This window comes from Sphingomonas sp. PP-F2F-A104-K0414, from assembly GCF_004340945.1.
In the GTDB taxonomy this organism is placed as follows: Bacteria; Pseudomonadota; Alphaproteobacteria; order Sphingomonadales; family Sphingomonadaceae; genus Sphingomonas.
This window is the reverse complement of record NZ_SLYD01000001.1, coordinates 11,018-29,460: the sequence shown is the minus strand read 5'-3', so window position 1 is coordinate 29,460 and position 18,443 is coordinate 11,018. Positions and strand designations below refer to the sequence as shown.

Here is an 18,443-nt window from a genome sequence, read left to right as displayed (position 1 = left end):
CTCGTTTTCCGTAGGGGAGTTAAGGGAGCCTATAGGCGCGGACGGGGCGGAACATCAATTCCCGTCTGGGGTATGTCGGTTTTGGGGGCTTGGGATGGGGGTACGGTACGTCGCGCGAGCCCTAGTGATCAGCCTACCACCACCCCGGCGAAAGGCTGGGGTCCAATTGGTGAGGCTGCAGTAACGATGCCCATCGCTCAGTTGGCGACGTCTCCCAATTGGGCCCCGGCCTTCGCCGGGGTGGTGCCGATATGCTGGGGTAGCGGTGGTGACGATCCGGTTGCTCAGACGGGACACCTCCCGCTTCCTTGTTCTCCCGCGAAGGCGGGAGCCCAGTCTGGGTCCCCGCCTTCGCGGGGAAACATGCTTTCTTTGGTTGGGCATCCTCGGCCAGTCCACTATCCCCACCCCAAGCAAAGCTCCGGTTGCCCTGCCCGTTCACCCAAGCCTAAAGCCAACCGCAATGGCCACCACCGCAGACCCCCACCAGCATCCCTTACGGATCGCCAATTTCCGCGCCTATTGGCTGTCCCGCTTCACCGGCACGATAGCCGTCAGCGCGATGTCGATCGTGATCGGGTGGCAGGTCTACAACATCGCCCGTGAGACGATGGACATCCGCCAGGCCGCCTTCATGCTGGGCATGATCGGGTTCGCACAGTTCGTGCCGCTGTTCCTCCTCACCCCGATCACCGGCCTGGTCGCGGACAGTTTCGACCGCCGTTGGATCGTCCGCGGCACGACCGCGCTGCTGGTGCTCACCGCCGCGACCCTGTGGTTGCTGACCTGGACGGGCCACCTGACGCTCGGCGTGCTGTTCGTCGCCGCGGTCGCGTTCGGCGTGGCGCGTGCCTTCTCCGGCCCAGCCTATTCCGCGCTGGCCCCCAACCTCGTTCCCCGCGCTGTCCTCCCGACCGCGATCGCGATCAGCTCGATCGCCTGGCAGGTCGGCACCATAGCTGGCCCCAGCGTCGGTGGCCTCCTCTACGCGATCCATCCAGAGGTCGCGTACGGCGTCGCGACGATCCTGTTCGTCGTCGCGCTGCTCTTCATGTTCCTGATCGGCCCCGTACCGCAGCCCGCCGCGCAGACCGATCATCGCCCCCTCGCCCGGATCATCGAGGGCTTCACCTATGTCCGCCGCAATCGGCTCGTCCTCGCGACCATCACGCTCGACCTGTTCGCAGTGCTGCTCGCCGGCGCGACCTCGCTGCTCCCGGTCTATTCGCGCGACATCCTCCACGTCGGCTCGCAAGGCCTGGGCGTGCTTGCCGCCGGTATGGGCATCGGTGCGGCGATCACCGCCGTGTGGTTCTCGGTCCGCCCGATGAGCACCAACGTCGGCGTGAAGATGCTCGCGGCCGTCGTCGTGTTCGGCCTCGCGATCCTGACCTTCGGCGTCGCCACGCCGATCGTGAACCTGCTCGGCATCGCGCCCGGCACGATCGGCGGCATCCCCGTCCAGCCCGCCTTCGTCCTCAGCCTCGTCGCACTGATCGTCGCGGGCGGTGCGGACATGATCTCGGTCTATGTCCGCCAGTCGCTGATCCAGCTCCACACCCCCGACGCGATGCGCGGCCGCGTCAGCGCGGTGTCGCAGTTGACCATCTCCGCGTCGAACGAACTGGGGGAATTCGAGAGCGGCGTGATGGCGTCGCTGCTCGGCCCCGTCGGCGCGGTGGTGTTCGGCGGCGTCGGTGCTATTGCGATCACGATCGGCTGGGCGCGACTGTTCCCGGAACTTGGCCGCGCGAAAACCTTTGATCCCCCAGAGATCCTAGAGACCGAACCCGAACACGGAGAAGCCAAGCCATGAAGGCCACCTCGATCCTCGATACGATCGGCAACACGCCGCACGTCCGCCTGTCGAAGCTGTTCCCCGAATCAGAAGTCTGGGTGAAGTCCGAGCGCTCGAACCCCGGCGGCTCAATCAAGGACCGCATCGCGCTCGCAATGATCGAGGCAGCCGAGAAGGACGGCCATCTCCAGCCCGGCGGCACGATCATCGAGCCGACCAGCGGCAACACCGGCATCGGGCTGGCGCTCGTCGCGGCGGTGAAGGGATATAAAATCGTCCTCGTCATGCCCGAGAGCATGTCGATCGAACGGCGCCGCCTGATGCTCGCATACGGCGCGACGTTCGACCTGACTCCGCGCGAGAAGGGCATGAAGGGCGCGATCGAGCGTGCGAAGGAACTCGTCGAGCAGACGCCCGGCTCGTGGATGCCGCAGCAGTTCGAAAACCCTGCGAACATCGCCGTGCATGTCGCTACGACTGCACAGGAAATCCTTTCCGACTTCCGCGATACGCCGATCGACGTGATCATCACCGGCGTCGGCACCGGCGGCCACATCACCGGCGTCGCCGAGGCGCTGAAGAAGGAATGGCCGTCGCTCAAAGTCTACGCGGTCGAGCCCGCCGCCTCGCCGGTCATCGCTGGCGGCCAGCCCGGCCCGCACCCGATCCAGGGCATCGGCGCCGGCTTCATCCCGGTCAACCTCCACACCCAGGCGCTCGACGGCGTGATCGAGGTCGATGCCGCGGTGGCCAAGGACATGGCGCGCCGCTCGGCGACCGAAGAAGGCATGCTGGTCGGCATCAGCTCGGGCGCAACGCTCGCGGCGATCCTTCAGAAGCTCCCCGATCTGCCTGACAACGTTCGGGTTCTCGGGTTCAACTACGACACCGGCGAGCGCTATCTGTCGGTCCCGGACTTCCTGCCCGAACAGTGACAAAGCCTCTATCCCCGCGCGGCACGACGGTGCTGCGCGCCACTATCGTCGGAATTTCCGCGCTAGCGATCCTTGGGCCCGCGCTCGTGGTCGCCAACGCGCCGACGATCGTCCACGTGTCGAAGCGGGTTAAACTGCCGCCGGGGCGGGTCGTGCCGCAAGCCGAAGTGCCTCAGGTCGAACCGGTAAAGTTCGTCGACCTGACGCCCGACGATGCACGCGCGTTCAATGCGACCGTGCCGTTCTCGACCGCGCCCAACCCCGCCGCGCGGCCGTTCCTCTTCGCTGGCGGTGCAGAGGATCTGGCACGCGCCACCGACTGCATGGCGGCGGGCACCCTCTACGAGGCCGGGGATGATACGCTGGGTGAACGCGCGGTCGCTCAGGTCGTGCTGAACCGCCTGCGCCACCCGGCTTTCCCCAAGACGGTATGCGGCGTCGTATTCGAGGGCCAGGACCGTTCAACCGGTTGTCAATTCAGCTTCAGTTGCGATGGCGCGCTAACCCGCTGGCACCCGACTGATGACGCTTGGCGGCGTGCGCGCGAGGTCGCCGCGGCGGCGCTTAACGGCGCGGTGTTCAAGCAGGTCGGCTATGCTACCCACTATCATACCGACTGGGTCGTGCCATACTGGCAGTCGAGCCTCGACAAGATCACCGCGGTCAACACGCACCTGTTCTTCCGCTGGTCCGGCTGGTGGGGGACGCCCTCAGCATTCGGCCGTCACCCCGAAACCATCGAGCCCGTGATCACGCAGCTTGCCGCGCTCTCCGATGCGCACAAAATTGGCGCTGCACTCGTCGAGGCCAATGCGGCCTTGGCTGAAGCATCGGTCGCAATGGGGTTCGCTGCAGGGACGGAGGCGGAAGCTTCGGTCACGGCGAGCGCAGTCGACGGTGATACGGTTCTCGTTACATTGCCGCGCAATCAAACGGCCGATGGCCTCGTCGCACTCGCAACCCAAGCCTGCGGCGATAAACCATTCTGCCGCTTCATGGCCTGGACGGACGCCACAAAGACAGCGACGTCGATCCCGCTGGACCTCGCGCAAATGGCCGCATTGAGCTTTAGCTACATGCGCGATCGGGGGAGCAATTATGAACGTTCGCTCTGGAACTGTCGCCAGTTCAAGCGTGCGGACCCGACGCAATGCATCGTGACACGGGCGACGATGACTGCAGTACCGCAGTCTTCTCCAGTCGCACCGAACGCAGCCGCAGCGGCGGGAGAACTCAGCGGTGTTCGGCAAAAATCGAGCGCTGCAGCGTCGTCATCGCCAACGCAAACATCGTCTTCTGCAGCCGCCACGGTTACAAAATAGCGCCAACGCATCGCTCCCCGTCAGAGGGAAGCATACGGGGCGGATAGCTTTGGCGATCCGCCCCGTCTCCGATCAAGCCGCCATGAACATCTCGGGCGGCAGCGCCATCAGCGACTCAGCCCCACCCTCGATCTTGCGACGCAATGCGCCCGCATCCGGCAGGATCCGCTCGGCATAGAAGCGCGCGGTTACGAGCTTGGCCTCGAGGAACGCAGCCTCGCCCTCGCCCGCCGCCTTAAGCTTGGTCGCCGCGACCGCCATCCGCAGCCACATCGTGCCGACCGCGACGATGCCCATCAGGTGCATGTAGCTGACCGCGCCGGCACCCACGTTCTCGGGGTTCTTCATGCCATTGGCCATGAACCACATCGTCGCCGCCTGGAGCTGGCCGTTCGTCTTCTCCAGCGCCTCGGCGAACGATGCCGTCGCCGGATCGGCCTTCGCCGCAGCAACGTCGTCCGCCACCAGCTTGAAGAACGCCTGGATTCCGCGCCCGCCATTCTGCGCGAGCTTGCGCCCGACCAGATCCATCGCCTGGACGCCGTTGGTGCCCTCGTAGATCATCGCGATCCGTGCATCGCGGACATACTGCTCCATGCCCCATTCGGCGATGTAGCCGTGACCGCCGTAAACCTGCTGCGCGTTGGTCGCGATCGCATAGCCCATGTCGGTGCCATAGCCCTTGATGACCGGGGTCAGCAGCGAGATCATGTCACCGGCAATCTGCCGTTCTTCCTCGGTTTCGGCATGATGCTCGAGATCGGCCTGGAGCGCGGTCCACAGGATCAGCGCGCGCAGGCCCTCGGTCAGCGACTTGCCCTCCATCAGCATGCGGCGGATGTCGGGATGCACGAACAGCGTGTCCGCCTTCTCCTGCGGCTCCTTCGGCCCGGTCAGCGCGCGACCCTGGCGGCGGTCCTGCGCGTACTGGACGGCATTCTGGTACGCGACTTCCGCCACGCCGAGACCCTGGAGGCCGACGCCCAAGCGCGCGGCGTTCATCATGATGAACATCGCGGCGAGGCCCTTCATCTCCTCGCCGACGAGCCAGCCGGTCGCCGAATCATAGTTCATCACGCAGGTCGAATTTGCGTGAATTCCCATCTTGTGCTCGATCGAGCCGCACGTGACGCCGTTGCGTGCGCCCAGCGAACCGTCTTCCTCGACGAGAAACTTCGGTACCACGAACAGCGAGATGCCCTTCGAGCTGTCCGGCGCGCCCGGCGTCTTGGCCAGCACGAGATGGATGATGTTCTCTGTCAGGTCATGCTCGCCCGACGAGATGAAGATCTTCGTGCCGGTGATGGCGTACGAACCGTCCGCCTGCGGCTCGGCCTTGGTGCGGATCAGGCCCAGATCGGTGCCGCACTGCGGCTCGGTCAGGTTCATCGTCCCGCCCCATTCGCCCGACACCATCTTCGGCACGTACATCGCCTTCTGCGCATCCGAGCCCTTGGCGATCAGCGCGGCGATCGCGCCGTGCGTCAGGCCGGGGTACATCGCGAACGCCATGTTCGACGAGATCATGTATTCCTGGAACGCGGTCGACACGACGTGCGGCATGCCCTGCCCGCCATATTCGGGCTGGTTGCCGAGCGTCGCCCAGCCGCTCTCGACATACTGCTTATACGCTTCCTTGAAGCCGTCCGGCGTCGTCACCGAGCCGTCCTCATGCCGCGTGCAACCCTGCTGGTCGCCCGACAGGTTGAGCGGGAACAGCACCTCGGCGACGAATTTGCCGCCTTCTTCGAGCACCGCGTCGACGACGTCGGGCGAGGCCGCATCGAAGCCCGGAAGGTTATTGTAGCGATCGAGGCCGACGACATGCTCGAGGACGAAACGCGTGTCGCGGACGGGGGGCGTATACTGGGGCATGGTTTATCCTTGGTTGTCCTGGGCGCGGCTCACTTCGAGGAGGGCCACGAAACTGGTGAGTTCGTCGATGGCGAGATCGATATCGCGCTTCTGTGCGGTCAACAGCGCGATCCGCGCCTGGCTGCGCTCGATCACGACCTGCCGCTGCGCACGCCGACCATCGCCAAGATCGTAGAGGTCGATCATCTCGCGGATCTCGCCGAGGCTGAACCCGACGCGCTTGCCGCGCAGGATCCAGGCGAGACGCGCGCGGTCGCGGTGCGAATAGATGCGCTGGGTCCCGCGGCGCTCGGGCGCGATCAGCCCCTCGTCCTCGTAGAACCGCAACGCCCGCGCGGTGACGTCGAATTCGGCGGAAAGATCGGAGATCGTGAAGCTCTCGCGATCATGCCGCGGCTCGATCACCGCGTAGGATTGCGGGGTCGCCTGCAATCGAGGGGATGCTTGTGTCGCCATCCCCGGAGAAATAACTCTCGTTTACGTCAACGTCAATTGCCGCAGAGCAACTTTCCCTTCGTCGATCGTAGCGTTGCAGCCTCCGATCGCGACTCGCTGAGCCGGTCGACGGTCAGTGCAGCGAGCGAGGCGCGGCCGGTGCAGAGAGACTCGCAGGCTTCGGGGACTTCGGCGGGAAACACGATCCGGTCACCGTCGAAGCGCGCGTCGAACTTGCAGGTACCGAACGCGAGTTTCAGCGCATCGCCCGACCGCTCGACGGCTCCCGACGCGGCGCACGCCTGATCCTCGCCATAGTCGATACTGACGCCGATCCGGGCGGTTTTTCCGATGCCGACCACGCAGACCCGGTCCGTATCGCGCGCCCATGATCCTTGCAGTGGCGCATTCGGGTCGGGCACGATCCCCGCCGTCTCGGCCGCAGCCTCGAGCCGAGCCCCCGCGCTGTCAGCCACAGCAGTCGCCGGCTCCCGTCCACACGCGCCGAGCATGAGCGCGAGCAGCAGCACGCGCTTCATTCGGCCGGCACCAGCCTGCCTCCCTCGATCCGCCGGAAGAAGCAGGTGCGCTCGCCGGTATGGCACGCCGGCCCCGCCGCATCGGCGATCACCCACACCGCGTCCTGATCGCAATCGATCCGTAGCTCGGCAACACGCAGCACGTTCCCCGACGTCTCGCCCTTCTTCCAGAGCTTTTCCCGGCTCCGCGACCAGAAATGCGCTTCGCCGGTCGCCTGCGTCTTGGCTAGCGCCTCGGCATTCATGTGCGCGACCATCAGAACGTCGCCCGATACGCGATCGGTGACGACCGCGGTCAGGAGCCCGGCGGAATCGAATTTCGGATCAAGCGTCAGGCCCGTGTCGCGGCTGTGTGTCATGCCCTGGATATACCCGAAACCCGGCCCGATGCGACCAGCGGCGCGCAATGTTATTACAAACAGGCGACAAGCCGGCGATCCGCTCGTATAGGGCAGCTTCCGCACGACGTGAGAACCGGCATGCTGACGACAAACCCTTATGATGACGACAAACTCCGCGAAGAATGCGGGGTGTTTGGCGTTTCGGCCACCGATGGCGCGGCCGCACTCGTGGCGCTGGGGCTGCACGCGTTGCAGCACCGTGGCCAGGAAGCCGCCGGCATCACGACCTTCGACGGCGCGCATTTCCATACGCACCGCGCCATGGGCCACGTCGCCGGGAACTTCGACCGCGACGACGTGATCCGGTCGCTGCCGGGCACCGTCGCCTGCGGCCATGTCCGCTATTCGACGACGGGCGAGACCGCGCTGCGCAACGTCCAGCCTCTTTACGCAGAGCTGTCGACCGGCGGCTTCGCGATCGCGCATAACGGCAACATTTCCAATGCGATGCGCCTGCGTCGCGAGCTCGTTCGCCGCGGTTCGATCTTCCAGTCGACCAGCGATACCGAGACGATCATTCACCTCGTCGCGACGTCGAACTACCGCACGCTGCTCGACCGCTTCATCGATGCGCTCAAGCAGATCGAAGGCGCGTATTCGCTGATCGTGATGACGCCCGAGGGCATGATCGCCTGCCGCGATCCACTCGGCATCCGCCCCCTTGTCATGGGCAAGCTCGGCGACGCGGTGATCTTCGCCTCGGAGACGGTCGCGCTCGACGTCGTCGGTGCCACCTTCGTCCGCGCGATCGAGCCGGGCGAGCTGGTCATCGTCCAGGGCTCCGAGATCCGATCGATCCGTCCGTTCGCACTGATGGCGGCGCGGCCGTGCATCTTCGAATGGGTGTATTTCTCGCGCCCCGACTCGATCGTCGACGATCACTCGATCTATTCGGTGCGCAAAGCGATCGGCGCGCAGCTCGCGATCGAATCGCCGGTCGATGCCGACCTCGTCATTCCGGTCCCCGATTCGGGCACCCCCGCGGCGATCGGCTATGCGCAGCAATCGGGCATCCCGTTCGAGCTCGGCATCATCCGCTCGCACTATGTCGGCCGCACGTTCATCTCGCCGGGCGACAAGGTCCGCCACCTCGGCGTGAAGCTCAAGCACAACGCCAACCGCGCGCTGATCAAGGGCAAGCGGGTCATCCTCGTCGACGATTCGATCGTTCGCGGCACGACCTCGCTCAAGATCGTCGAAATGATGCGCGAGGCAGGCGCTGCCGAAGTCCATATGCGGATTGCCAGCCCGCCGACGCGGCACTCGTGCTTCTACGGCGTCGACACGCCCGAGCGCGAGAAGCTGCTCGCGGCCAAGCTCGATCTGGGCGGCATGACCGGCTTCATCCACGCCGACAGTCTCAATTTCATCTCGATCGATGGGCTCTACAAGGCACTCGGCGAGGCGAAGCGCGCGGATGTCCGTCCGAAATATTGCGATGCGTGCTTCACCGGGGATTACCCGACGACGCTGACCGACCATGACGAAGGTTCTGAAGTCGACCAGTTCGCGATGCTCGCCGAACGCGTCATCTGATCATCCCGGAGCGATTATGACGGACAAGCCTCTCGAAGGCCGGCTGGCGCTGGTCACCGGTGCCAGCCGCGGCATCGGCGCTGCGACTGCGATCGCACTCGCGGCAAAGGGCGCGCATGTCGTTCTGACGGCGCGAACGCCCGGCGGTCTCGAAGAGGTCGAGGCGACAATCCACGCGGCCGGCGGTTCAGCGACGATCGCTCCGCTCGATCTGGCCGAAAGCGAAGCCATCGCGCGGCTGGCGACGGCGATTGGCCATCGCTGGGATGCGCTCGACATTCTGGTGCTCAATGCGGGCATGCTCGGCTCGCTGTCGTCGGTGCCGGCGATCGATCCGAAGGAAATGGCGCAAGTCCTGACACTCAACGTCAGCGCGCAGGCTGCCATGATCGCTGCGTTCGACACGATGCTGAAGAAGGCCAAGTCGGCTCGCGTGATCGGCGTAACGTCCAGCGTGGGCCGCAAGCCTCGCGCGTACTGGGGCCTTTATGGTGCCTCGAAGGCTGCGTTCGAAACGCTGCTCGGCGCGTACGGCGACGAGATGGCCGAGATCAGCGCGATCCGCACCGCGATCGTTGATCCCGGCGCGACGCGGACCAAGATGCGGGCGCGGGCGTATCCAGGCGAGGATCCGAACTCGGTCAAGGAACCAACAGTAGTGGCCGACCGCATCGTCGCGCTGGCGATCGAAGGCTTCGAAGCTGGTCACTTCGAGCGGGTCGCCTAACCGTTCTCCTGCGAACGCAGGAGCCCAGGGTCACAATCGCCACCGCCCGCTACCCTGGATTCCTGCGTACGCAGGAAAGCGTTACCGCTTCACCAGCGTAACCTGCGCGACGTCGATCCCACCGCCGAGGAACCCGCCCTCGCAATACATCAGATAGTAGCGCCACAACGCCACGAACCGCGCATCGAACCGCGCCGGCAACCGCCCTTCCGCAACCGCGGCATCGAACGCAACGCGCCACCGCCGCAACGTCTCGGCATAATGCAGCCCGAACCCACGCCGGTCCTCCCACACGAGCCCCCGCGCCTCCGCCAACGCGCGAAACCGCGGCTCCGACAACAGCATCCCGCCCGGAAACACGTAGCGCTGGATGAAGTCGACACTCCGCGAATAGGACTCGAAGATCGCATCGTCGATCGAGATATACTGCAACGCCGCCCGCCCTCCCGGCTTCAACGCACGCCCGATCGCGCCGAGGTACACCGGCCAGTATTCCTCGCCGACCGCCTCGACCATCTCGATGCTCGCCACCGCATCATAGGTACCGGTGACGTCACGGTAATCGGTCAGTGCAACGCGGACACCGTCGAGGCCCGCTGCCGTGATCCGCTCGTCGACCTGCCGCTTCTGCTCAGTCGACAGCGTCAGCGCGTGCACGCCGACCCCCGCGCGCGCCGCCATCTCGGCGAACGATCCCCAACCGCAGCCGATCTCCAGGATCGTATCACCCGCCCGCGCGCCGGTCCGGTCGAGGATCGCGCGCAACTTGGTCGCCTGCGCCGCCTCATGCGGTTCGGCATCGTCGAACGGCTCGGCGAAGATCGCGCTCGAATAGGTCAGGCTCCGGTCGAGCCACGTCTCGTAGAAGTCGTTGCCGAGGTCGTAATGCGCGGCGATGTTCTTGCGCGAGCCAGTCGGGTCGTTACGCCGCATCCGGTGCCACGCGCGCGCTGCCAGCCGCACCACGCCGCCCGACCGTGCCGAGCTCCCGAGCGAGCGCCGGTTGCGCATGAACAGGTCGAACAGCGGCACCGGATCGGGGCTCGACCAGTCGCCTGCCGCCCAGCCCTCGTACCAACCGACCGATCCTGCCGTCGCGAGCCGCACCAACGCGCGCCAGCGATGCACTGTCACTACCGGCAAAGGCCCCAGCGCACGTCCGCCAATCAGCCGCCGTGTGCCGTCGGGCAGGCTCGCATCGATCCCGCCGCTCTCAAGCCCCGCGTCGATCCGATCGAGCAGACGGTGGAACACCGGCGCGACGATGCGCGCAACCGGGGAAACCTGGGCGGTGGGCACATCATCGAAAGCAGGAACGGCAGTCATCGCGGCGCTCCATGCAACAGGGGCGGCGGCTAGGAAAGAGGTGTCGGCGCGGAAACGGCTGGAACGTAATCAAGGCCACAACGCACTCCCCTCCCTGGAAGGGAGGGGCCGGGGGTGGGTTGGCGGGTTCGAGCCACTGACGGTCGACCGAGCGGAACCCGACCCACCCCCAACCCCTCCCTTCCAGGGAGGGGAGAAGATGCGACCCTAGCGCGCGTGCCGCCCGGCTTCGAGCGCGCGCTCACGGCCTTCGCGGTGGCCGACGATCTTCGCCGGGTACGCTTTTGGCCGACAGCCGGACTCCTCCGGATCATGAATCGCGTCGCCAGTTACCTTCGCCAGTTCCGGCACCCATTCGCGAATATAGTCCCCCGCATCGAACTTCTCCGACTGCGTCAGCGGCGCCATGATCCGCCCGAACATGTTCGAATCCACCCCGGTCCCGGCGACCCATTGCCAGTTCACCGAATTATTCCCGTAGTCCGCATCGACCAGACAGTCCCAGAACCAGCGCTCCCCCTCGCGCCAGTCGATGAGCAAATGCTTCACCAGGAAACTCGCCGTGATCATCCGCACGCGGTTGTGCATCCAGCCGGTCGCCCAAAGCTGGCGCATTCCGGCATCGACGATCGGATAGCCGGTCTTGCCCTCCTGCCAGGCCTTCAGGTCCGCTTCGGCCTCCTTGCCGGACCGCCACGGCAGCTTGTCGAACTTCGGTCGCCCGTTCGTATCGCCGTAATCCGGCATCGTCAGCACGACGCCATCGGTGAAATCCCGCCACGCCAGTTCCTTGCGGAACGTCGTCGCGTCGCCGTGGCCATCGACCGCATGCCACACCGCACGCGGCGAAATCTCTCCGAAATGGAGATGCGGGGAAAGGCGCGAGGTGCCCTCGATGGACGGCATGTTGCGATCGACGTCATAGGCCTCGACGATCGGCGCCATCGCCTTCGCGTTCTTCAACGCCTGAGCCTCGCCCGGCGTCCAGTCGCCGAACCCCGTCGACCAGTCCGGCTTGGTCGGCAGCAGATCCCACTCCGCCAGCGTCTCGCTCTTCGGCCACTTCGACGGCGCCGGGATCGTCCGCGGCGCAGGCTCGGGGTCGCCCGGCGGCATCATCTGGTTGAGCGCCTTCCAGAACGAGGAATACACCTTGAACTGCCCGCCCGACCCCGTCTTCACATCCTCGACGCGGGCAAGATGGTTGCCGTCATGCAGGCACAGCCGATCGCCGAGCGCAGCCTCGGCTTTGCGCCACCACGGCTCGTAATGGCGAATCGCATGCACCTGCCCGGCGCCGGTTTCGTCCATCAGCGCCGTCAGCACCTCGACCGCGTCCCCGCGCCGGAGGATCAGCTTCGACCCCTTGTCCGCTAGCGACTTGGCGAACGCGTCGAGCGTGTGGTGCAGCCACCACCGCTGCGCGCCGCCGATCTTCCATTTCCCCGGCGCGTCGTCGTCGAGGACATAGACCGGGATCACCGGCCCGGCATGCGCGGCGGCGATCAGCGCGGGGTGATCGTGAAGGCGGAGGTCCTGGCGCAGCCAGAGCAAAGAAGGTGTCGTCATCGCGCGTTCAATGCACCAACCCGCAGTCCGGCGTCACCCGCGGCGGCAAAAGTTTCGCCCAGCGTCAGGATCGACGCGACGTGCCGCTCGGCGATCGCCAGCGCATCGTCACCATAGCCGCCGCCGACCGTACTCGCGAGCGGCATGCCGCGATCGATCGCGAGACCAGCGACCAGCCGCTCGCGCTGCGCCAGCCCGTCCAGCGTGAGCGACAGCCGGCCGAGCCGATCGCCCTCGAACGGATCGACCCCCGCCTGATAGAGGATCAGCTCAGGCCGGAATTCATCGAGCAGCGGCACCAGGGTCGACTCCAAGGTCGCCAAATAGACTTCGTCGCCGACCTTGTCGGGCAGCGGCACGTCGACCGTCGACCGCGCCTTGCGCACCGGAAAATTCTTCTCTGCATGGATCGAATAGGTGGCGATTTCAGGCCGTCCCGCCAGCAGCGCCGCAGTCCCGTCGCCCTGATGCACGTCGCAATCGACCACCAGCACGCGCGCCACGCGACGCTCGTCGATCAACCGCGCCGCCGCCACCGCCAGATCGTTGAACACGCAAAATCCAGCGCCGGTATTCGCCAGCGCATGATGACTCCCGCCCGCCGTATTTGCCGCAAACCCGTGCTCCAGCGCGAGACACGCCGCCAGCCACGTCCCTTGCGGGACGATTGCGGCACGCGATGCCACCGCCGCCGTCACCGGAAACCCGATCCGCCGCTCCTTCTCCTTGGGCACCTGCGCCCCAAGCACCTCGGCGACGTAATCCTCGTCATGCACCGCCTCGAGCCACGCGGTCGGCGTCGTCTCGGCTCGATGCCACGTCACCGCATCGCCCTTGTCGAGAAGCAGGTCGCGGATCAGCCCGTTCTTGTTCCAGCGATAGGTCGAGCGCGTCGGCGCTGGCGTGACATAGTCGGGATGGTGGACGACATGGATCATGCTCCGTAGGTAGGAGCGCGCTGCCCGAGCCCCAAGCGGTTCGCCGCACAAGCGCCTGCGTTCCGGAGATTTTCGTGACCGATTACTCGACCCTTCCCTACCGCCCCTGCGCCGGCGTTATGCTCGTCAACGCCGACGGCAAGGTCTTCGTCGGCCAGCGCAACGATTCGCCCTCCGAGGCTTGGCAGATGCCGCAGGGCGGGATCGACCCAGGCGAGGACGCCGAAGCCGCCGCTCTCCGCGAGCTCGGCGAGGAAACCGGCGTCATGCCTGACAAAGTCGCGCTGATTGCGGAAGCGCCGGGTGAATTCGTCTACGACCTCCCGCCCGAACTGCTCGGCAAGGTGTGGAAGGGGAAATGGCGCGGCCAGGCGCAGCGCTGGTTCCTGTATCGGTTCAACGGCACCGACGCGGACATCGACATCGCCACCGAGCATCAGGAGTTCCGCGTCTGGCGCTGGAGCGATCCCGCCGACCTGCCGCGGCTGGTCGTGCCGTTCAAGACTGCGCTCTACGAACAGGTACTCGCCGCCTTCGCGCCACATCTCGGCGCATAACCGCATCGGTCCGCAGTTCCCATCGCGTTGCGCTGCCGTTACGGAATCCAGCGTGCGCCGCTTAACATGCCTCATCTTCGCCCCGCTGTTGCTCGCCAACGCGCCCGATCCGCAATCGGTGATGATTCCGGAAACGATCCGCGCGATGCTCGACGCGGCGCTGGAGGCGGGCAACGAGGCCGACGTCAACACGATCGCCAAATACGCGCGCGCCGCCGACCCTCTTAGTGGCGACGCGGTGCTCGCGATCGCCGAAAAGTGGAAGGCCGACCGCGCGGCTCAACGCACGCAGGTCATCCGTCAGGCCAGCTTTCTCGATCTGTGGAGCGGCAAGGCGGAAATTGGCGGCTATCTGACTACCGGCAATTCCGACACCGCCGGCGGCACCGCGGTGCTCGATCTCAACCGCGAAGGCCTGCGCTGGCGGCATAAGTTTCATGCGCAAGCCGATTATCAATCGAACCTCAACATAACGACGCGCGAGCACTACCTCGCTTCGTACGAACCCAACTACAAGATCGACGACCGTGCCTATGTGTACGGCGTCGCGCAATATGAGAGCGATCGGTTCCTCGGCTATTTCAACCGATATTCGACCTCGGTCGGCGCCGGTTACAGCGTCATCAAGACTGCGGGCACCAAGCTCGATCTTGAACTTGGGCCGGCGTATCGTGATACCGAGTTTACCGACAATACCGTACAGAGCAGCATCGCCGCGCGTGGCACCGCCAACTTCAGCATCCGCATTCTCAGCGGGCTGTCGGTCAGCCAGGTCGCGTCGGCCTATGTCCAGCGCTACAACAGCACGCTCAGCGGCACGACCTCGCTCAACGCCAAACTGATCGGGCCGCTGTCCGCCGCGCTGTCGTACAGCGTCCAGTATGAAAGCGAGCCGCCGGTCGGATCGGTCTCGACCGACACCACCAGCCGCGCGTCGCTCGTCTACAGCTTCTGACGCTGTTCCCTCTCCCGGCCGGTTTCGCTAGGGTCGGGTGATGAGGGGACTTTCAACGATAGAGCGCGATGCCGTCGACAAGGCGCACGCGGCTCCGATGCTAGGGCAGGTCGAGACCTGGGCGGCGATCAATAGCGGGACGCGCAACCTGCCCGGACTCGCGACGATGGCCGGTTTGCTAGGCGACGCATTTGCGGCCCTGCCCGGCGAGATCACACTGGTGGAGCCGACCCCGGTCGACAGCGTCGCGACGGACGGCGTCGTGTCGTCGATCGAGCACGGCAAGCATCTGCATCTAGTCGTCCGACCAGAGGCGCCAGTAAGGATGCTGTTCACCGGGCACATGGACACGGTCTATCCGGTCGATCACGCGTTCCAGTCGCTCCAGTGGCTCGACGACGGTCGGCTGAACGGGCCGGGTGTTGCGGACATGAAGGGCGGGCTTGCCGTGATGCTCGCTGCTCTTCAGGCGGTCGAAGCGAGCCCACTCGCCACCCGTATCGGCTATGACGTCGTCATCAACTCGGACGAGGAAACCGGCTCCTTCTCCTCCGCCCCGCTGCTGGCCAGCGCCGCGCACGGCAAAATCGCCGCGCTGACCTACGAGCCAGCACTCGCCGACGGCACATTGGCGGGCGCACGCGGCGGCACCGGCAACTTTTCGATTATCGTTCGCGGCCGTAGCGCGCATGCCGGCCGCAACCCGGAAGACGGTCGCAACGCGCTCGTCGCCGCCGCGGATATCGCGGTCCGGCTTTCGAAGGTCCGCGGCCCGCGTTTGGCGGTGAACCCGGCACGGATCGAAGGCGGCGGCCCCAACAACGTCGTCCCCGACCTCGCCATCCTCCGCATCAACTTCCGCCCTGCCACGCTCGACGACATTGCCCGCGCCCAGTCTCACATCGACTCCGCGGTCGCGATGGTGACTGCCGAGCATGACGTCCGTATCGAAGTCCATGGCAGCTTCAACCGCCCGCCCAAACCAATCGACGACGGCGCCGCTCGCCTGTTCGACCTCGTCAAGGCGTCGGGCAGCGATCTCGGCCTCGATATCGCCTGGAAAGCGACCGGCGGGGTGTGCGACGGCAACAACATCGCGGCGGCGGGCGTGCCGGTCGTCGACACAATGGGCGTCCGCGGCGGTGCGATCCACTCGACCGACGAATTCATGATCCCCGACAGCCTGCCCGAGCGGGCAGCGTTGTCGGCGGTCACCATATTGCGCATCGCGGAGGGCCGGTTGTGAGCTTCAGGATCCGCGCCGCGGTCGACGACGATCTCCAGCATCTCTACGAAATGGCTAAGCTCACGGGTGGCGGCTTCACCAACCTGCCGCCTGATCGGCGTGCGCTGACCGCCAAGCTTGAGCGTAGCCACGCCGCCTTCGCGCGCAGCGATGGCCCGGTTCAGGACGAGCTGTTCGTGCTGAACCTCGAAAACACCGAGACGCGCGAAGTCCGTGGCACCTGCCAGATCTTCACGCAGGTCGGCCAGAGCTATCCGTTCTACAGCTACCGGATCGGCCAGCTCACGCAGCACAGCAAGGAGCTAAACCGCACCTTCCGCGCGGACATGCTGTCGCTCGCCACCGATCTCGAAGGCGCGAGCGAGGTCGGCGGGCTGTTCCTCCACCCCGGCGAACGCGCCGGCGGTCTCGGCCTGTTGCTCGCCCGCAGTCGCTATCTGTTCATCAAGATGCACCGCGCGCGCTTCGCCGACCGCATCCTCGCCGAACTGCGCGGCGTGATCGACGAAGCCGGCGGCTCGCCCTTCTGGGACGGTCTCGCCGGCCGCTTCTTCGGGATGAATTTCCAGGACGCGGATCAGTTCAATGCGATCAACGGCCACCAGTTCATCGCCGACCTCATGCCCAAGCACCCGATCTACACCGCGATGCTCACCGAGAGCGCTCGCGCGGCGATCGGCCTGCCGCATCCCTCGGGTCGCGCGGCGATGCGTATGCTGGAGAACGAGGGGTTCGCGTTCGAGAATTATGTCGACATCTTCGATGGCGGACCGACGATGACCGCGCGCACCGACCGGGTCCGCTCGATCGCCGATGCGCGCGAAAGCCGTGTCGTCGCGATCGACCAGGACGGCGGCACCGAAGCGCTGGTCGCGACCGGCAACCTCGCCGAGTTCCGCTGTGCCTTTGGTCATGTCCGCGAGACGGCCGACGGCGTCGCCCTCTCTTCCGACAGCGCCGCGGCACTCGCGCTAGCCGAGGGCGCGCTCGTGACGCATGTGGCACGGCTATGACCATGGTCGAGATCAACTTCGACGGGCTGATCGGCCCCAGCCATAATTTCGCCGGGCTCAGCCCCGGTAATCTGGCCGCGACGCAGCATGCCGGGCAGATCGCGCATCCGCGGGCGGCGGCATTGCAGGGCATCGCGAAGATGCGCGCGAACCTCGATCTCGGGCTCGTGCAGGGCGTGCTGATGCCGCTTACCCGCCCCGACCATCGCTGGCTCGAAACTTTGGCGACCACCTACGACCAGGCGCCGCCGCATCTTCGCGCGCAGGCCTTGTCGGCGTCGGCGATGTGGGCGGCGAACGCGGCGACGGTCTCGCCCGCGGCCGACAGCCGCGATCGCCGCTGTCACCTGACCGTCGCCAACCTCGTGACGATGCCGCATCGTAGCCACGAATGGCCGGGCACGCTCGCCCAGCTTCGGACGGCATTCGCAAACCCCGCCTTCGCCGTGCATCCCCCCGTTCCCGCCCCATTCGGCGACGAGGGCGCCGCCAACCACATGCGGCTCTGCGCCGACCACGCCTCACCCGGGGTCGAGGTCTTCGTCTACGGCAAGCCCGGCGGACGCTTCCCCGCCCGCCAGCACCGCGACGCGAGCGAAGCCATCGCGCGCGCGCACGGTCTCGATCCGGCACGGACTGTGTTCGTCCAGCAGTCCGACATCGCGATCGCCGCGGGGGCGTTCCATAACGACGTCGTCGCGGTCGCCAACGAGCGCGTGCTGTTCGCCCACGAACATGCCTTCGAGGACAAGGATGCGTTCTACGCCGATCTGCGCCGCATCCTGCCCGAGGTCGAGATCGTCGAGGTTCCCGCTGACCGTGTCAGCCTCGCCGATGCGATCGCGTCCTATCTGTTCAACGCGCAGCTCGTTTCGTTCGCCGATGGCATGGCGCTAATCCTGCCCGAGGAGGCGCGCGCCAATGCCGCGGTGTGGTCGTGGCTCCAAGCGCACGTCGCAGGCAATGGTCCGATCCGCCACCTGTACGTCGTCGACGTGCGCGAATCGATGAGCAATGGCGGCGGCCCTGCCTGCCTCCGCCTGCGCGTGGTCGCCGATCCGGCAACCGTCGATCCCCGCTTCCTCGTCGATCACGCCAAGCTCGACCGAATCGCCGCAATCGTCGCCGTGCACTGGCCCGAGGCGATCGATCCGGCGTCGATCGGCGATCCCAAGCTGATCGTGGCCATCCAAGCCGCGCGGAATACGCTCCTCGCCGACCTGAATCTTGTCGGGTTAATTTACACATAACCCGAGATGGCTGTAATGCGC

The 18,443-nt window shown here is 66.0% G+C and carries 17 protein-coding genes; 10 read left to right on the top strand and 7 right to left on the bottom strand.

Going from position 1 to position 18,443, the window contains the following annotated elements:
* Positions 1–463 precede the first annotated feature (463 nt).
* Genes C8J46_RS00180 through C8J46_RS00170 form a run of 3 tightly spaced genes read left to right on the top strand, consistent with a single transcriptional unit; the run spans position 464 to position 4,055 of the window.
* The gene (locus C8J46_RS00180; protein WP_132733967.1) at positions 464–1,816 is read left to right on the top strand and encodes an MFS transporter; all 1,353 of its coding nucleotides are present in this window, start codon (positions 464–466) and stop codon (positions 1,814–1,816) included.
* On the top strand, positions 1,813–2,733 hold the full coding sequence (cysK, locus tag C8J46_RS00175; protein WP_132733965.1) for a cysteine synthase A: 921 nt from the start codon (positions 1,813–1,815) through the stop codon (positions 2,731–2,733). The genes C8J46_RS00180 and cysK overlap by 4 nt, the downstream gene beginning before the upstream one ends.
* Positions 2,730–4,055, top strand: coding sequence for a cell wall hydrolase (locus C8J46_RS00170; RefSeq protein WP_243643138.1), 1,326 nt, complete (start codon positions 2,730–2,732; stop codon positions 4,053–4,055). The genes cysK and C8J46_RS00170 overlap by 4 nt, the downstream gene beginning before the upstream one ends.
* A gap of 72 nt (positions 4,056–4,127) precedes the next feature.
* Here the strand turns inward: C8J46_RS00170 and C8J46_RS00165 are convergent, their stop codons facing one another.
* Genes C8J46_RS00165 through hisI form a run of 4 tightly spaced genes read right to left on the bottom strand, consistent with a single transcriptional unit; the run spans position 4,128 to position 7,263 of the window.
* Positions 4,128–5,930 carry an acyl-CoA dehydrogenase C-terminal domain-containing protein gene (locus C8J46_RS00165; RefSeq protein ID WP_132733963.1) on the bottom strand — a complete coding sequence of 601 codons (1,803 nt, stop codon included), beginning with the start codon at positions 5,928–5,930 and terminating at the stop codon, positions 4,128–4,130.
* A gap of 3 nt (positions 5,931–5,933) precedes the next feature.
* Positions 5,934–6,386 (bottom strand): MerR family DNA-binding transcriptional regulator, encoded by a 453-nt coding sequence (locus C8J46_RS00160; protein WP_056049049.1) that lies wholly within the window; start codon positions 6,384–6,386, stop codon positions 5,934–5,936.
* A gap of 32 nt (positions 6,387–6,418) precedes the next feature.
* Complete coding sequence (locus C8J46_RS00155; RefSeq protein WP_132733961.1) at positions 6,419–6,904, bottom strand: hypothetical protein; 486 nt, start codon at positions 6,902–6,904, stop codon at positions 6,419–6,421.
* A complete protein-coding gene (gene hisI / locus C8J46_RS00150; RefSeq protein ID WP_132733959.1) occupies positions 6,901–7,263 on the bottom strand; it encodes a phosphoribosyl-AMP cyclohydrolase in 363 nt (120 codons plus the stop codon). Before hisI ends, C8J46_RS00155 begins: the two co-directional genes overlap by 4 nt.
* A gap of 120 nt (positions 7,264–7,383) precedes the next feature.
* On the opposite strand from hisI, the gene purF reads away from it, so the two are divergent.
* Together purF and C8J46_RS00140 are read left to right on the top strand one after the other, a co-directional pair.
* Entirely contained in the window at positions 7,384–8,841 is a 1,458-nt protein-coding gene (gene purF / locus C8J46_RS00145; RefSeq protein ID WP_132733957.1) for an amidophosphoribosyltransferase, read from the top strand.
* A 16-nt stretch (positions 8,842–8,857) separates the two neighbouring features.
* A complete protein-coding gene (locus tag C8J46_RS00140) occupies positions 8,858–9,568 on the top strand; it encodes an SDR family NAD(P)-dependent oxidoreductase (RefSeq protein WP_132733955.1) in 711 nt (236 codons plus the stop codon).
* A gap of 81 nt (positions 9,569–9,649) precedes the next feature.
* On the opposite strand, the gene C8J46_RS00135 is transcribed toward C8J46_RS00140, so the two are convergent.
* The 3 genes from C8J46_RS00135 to C8J46_RS00125 form a co-directional block, all read right to left on the bottom strand.
* Complete coding sequence (locus tag C8J46_RS00135; protein WP_132733953.1) at positions 9,650–10,894, bottom strand: cyclopropane-fatty-acyl-phospholipid synthase family protein; 1,245 nt, start codon at positions 10,892–10,894, stop codon at positions 9,650–9,652.
* Positions 10,895–11,101: 207 nt separating this feature from the next.
* Entirely contained in the window at positions 11,102–12,463 is a 1,362-nt protein-coding gene (locus C8J46_RS00130; protein ID WP_132733951.1) for a deoxyribodipyrimidine photo-lyase, read from the bottom strand.
* A complete protein-coding gene (locus tag C8J46_RS00125; protein ID WP_132733949.1) occupies positions 12,460–13,401 on the bottom strand; it encodes a histone deacetylase in 942 nt (313 codons plus the stop codon). The genes C8J46_RS00130 and C8J46_RS00125 overlap by 4 nt, the downstream gene beginning before the upstream one ends.
* 74 nt (positions 13,402–13,475) lie before the next feature.
* On the opposite strand from C8J46_RS00125, the gene C8J46_RS00120 reads away from it, so the two are divergent.
* The 5 genes from C8J46_RS00120 to C8J46_RS00100 are packed head-to-tail and all read left to right on the top strand — an operon-like array spanning position 13,476 to position 18,422.
* On the top strand, positions 13,476–13,958 hold the full coding sequence (locus tag C8J46_RS00120) for an RNA pyrophosphohydrolase (RefSeq protein ID WP_132733947.1): 483 nt from the start codon (positions 13,476–13,478) through the stop codon (positions 13,956–13,958).
* Positions 13,959–14,010: 52 nt separating this feature from the next.
* Positions 14,011–14,913, top strand: coding sequence for a DUF481 domain-containing protein (locus tag C8J46_RS00115; RefSeq protein WP_243643137.1), 903 nt, complete (start codon positions 14,011–14,013; stop codon positions 14,911–14,913).
* A gap of 40 nt (positions 14,914–14,953) precedes the next feature.
* Positions 14,954–16,159, top strand: a complete 1,206-nt coding sequence (locus C8J46_RS00110) for a hydrolase (RefSeq protein ID WP_132733945.1) — start codon at positions 14,954–14,956, stop codon at positions 16,157–16,159.
* Positions 16,156–17,172: an arginine N-succinyltransferase gene (locus C8J46_RS00105; RefSeq protein ID WP_132733943.1), complete on the top strand. Its 1,017-nt coding sequence runs from the start codon at positions 16,156–16,158 to the stop codon at positions 17,170–17,172. The genes C8J46_RS00110 and C8J46_RS00105 overlap by 4 nt, the downstream gene beginning before the upstream one ends.
* Positions 17,169–18,422, top strand: a complete 1,254-nt coding sequence (locus C8J46_RS00100) for an N-succinylarginine dihydrolase (protein WP_132733941.1) — start codon at positions 17,169–17,171, stop codon at positions 18,420–18,422. The genes C8J46_RS00105 and C8J46_RS00100 overlap by 4 nt, the downstream gene beginning before the upstream one ends.
* The last annotated feature ends 21 nt before the right edge of the window (positions 18,423–18,443 follow it).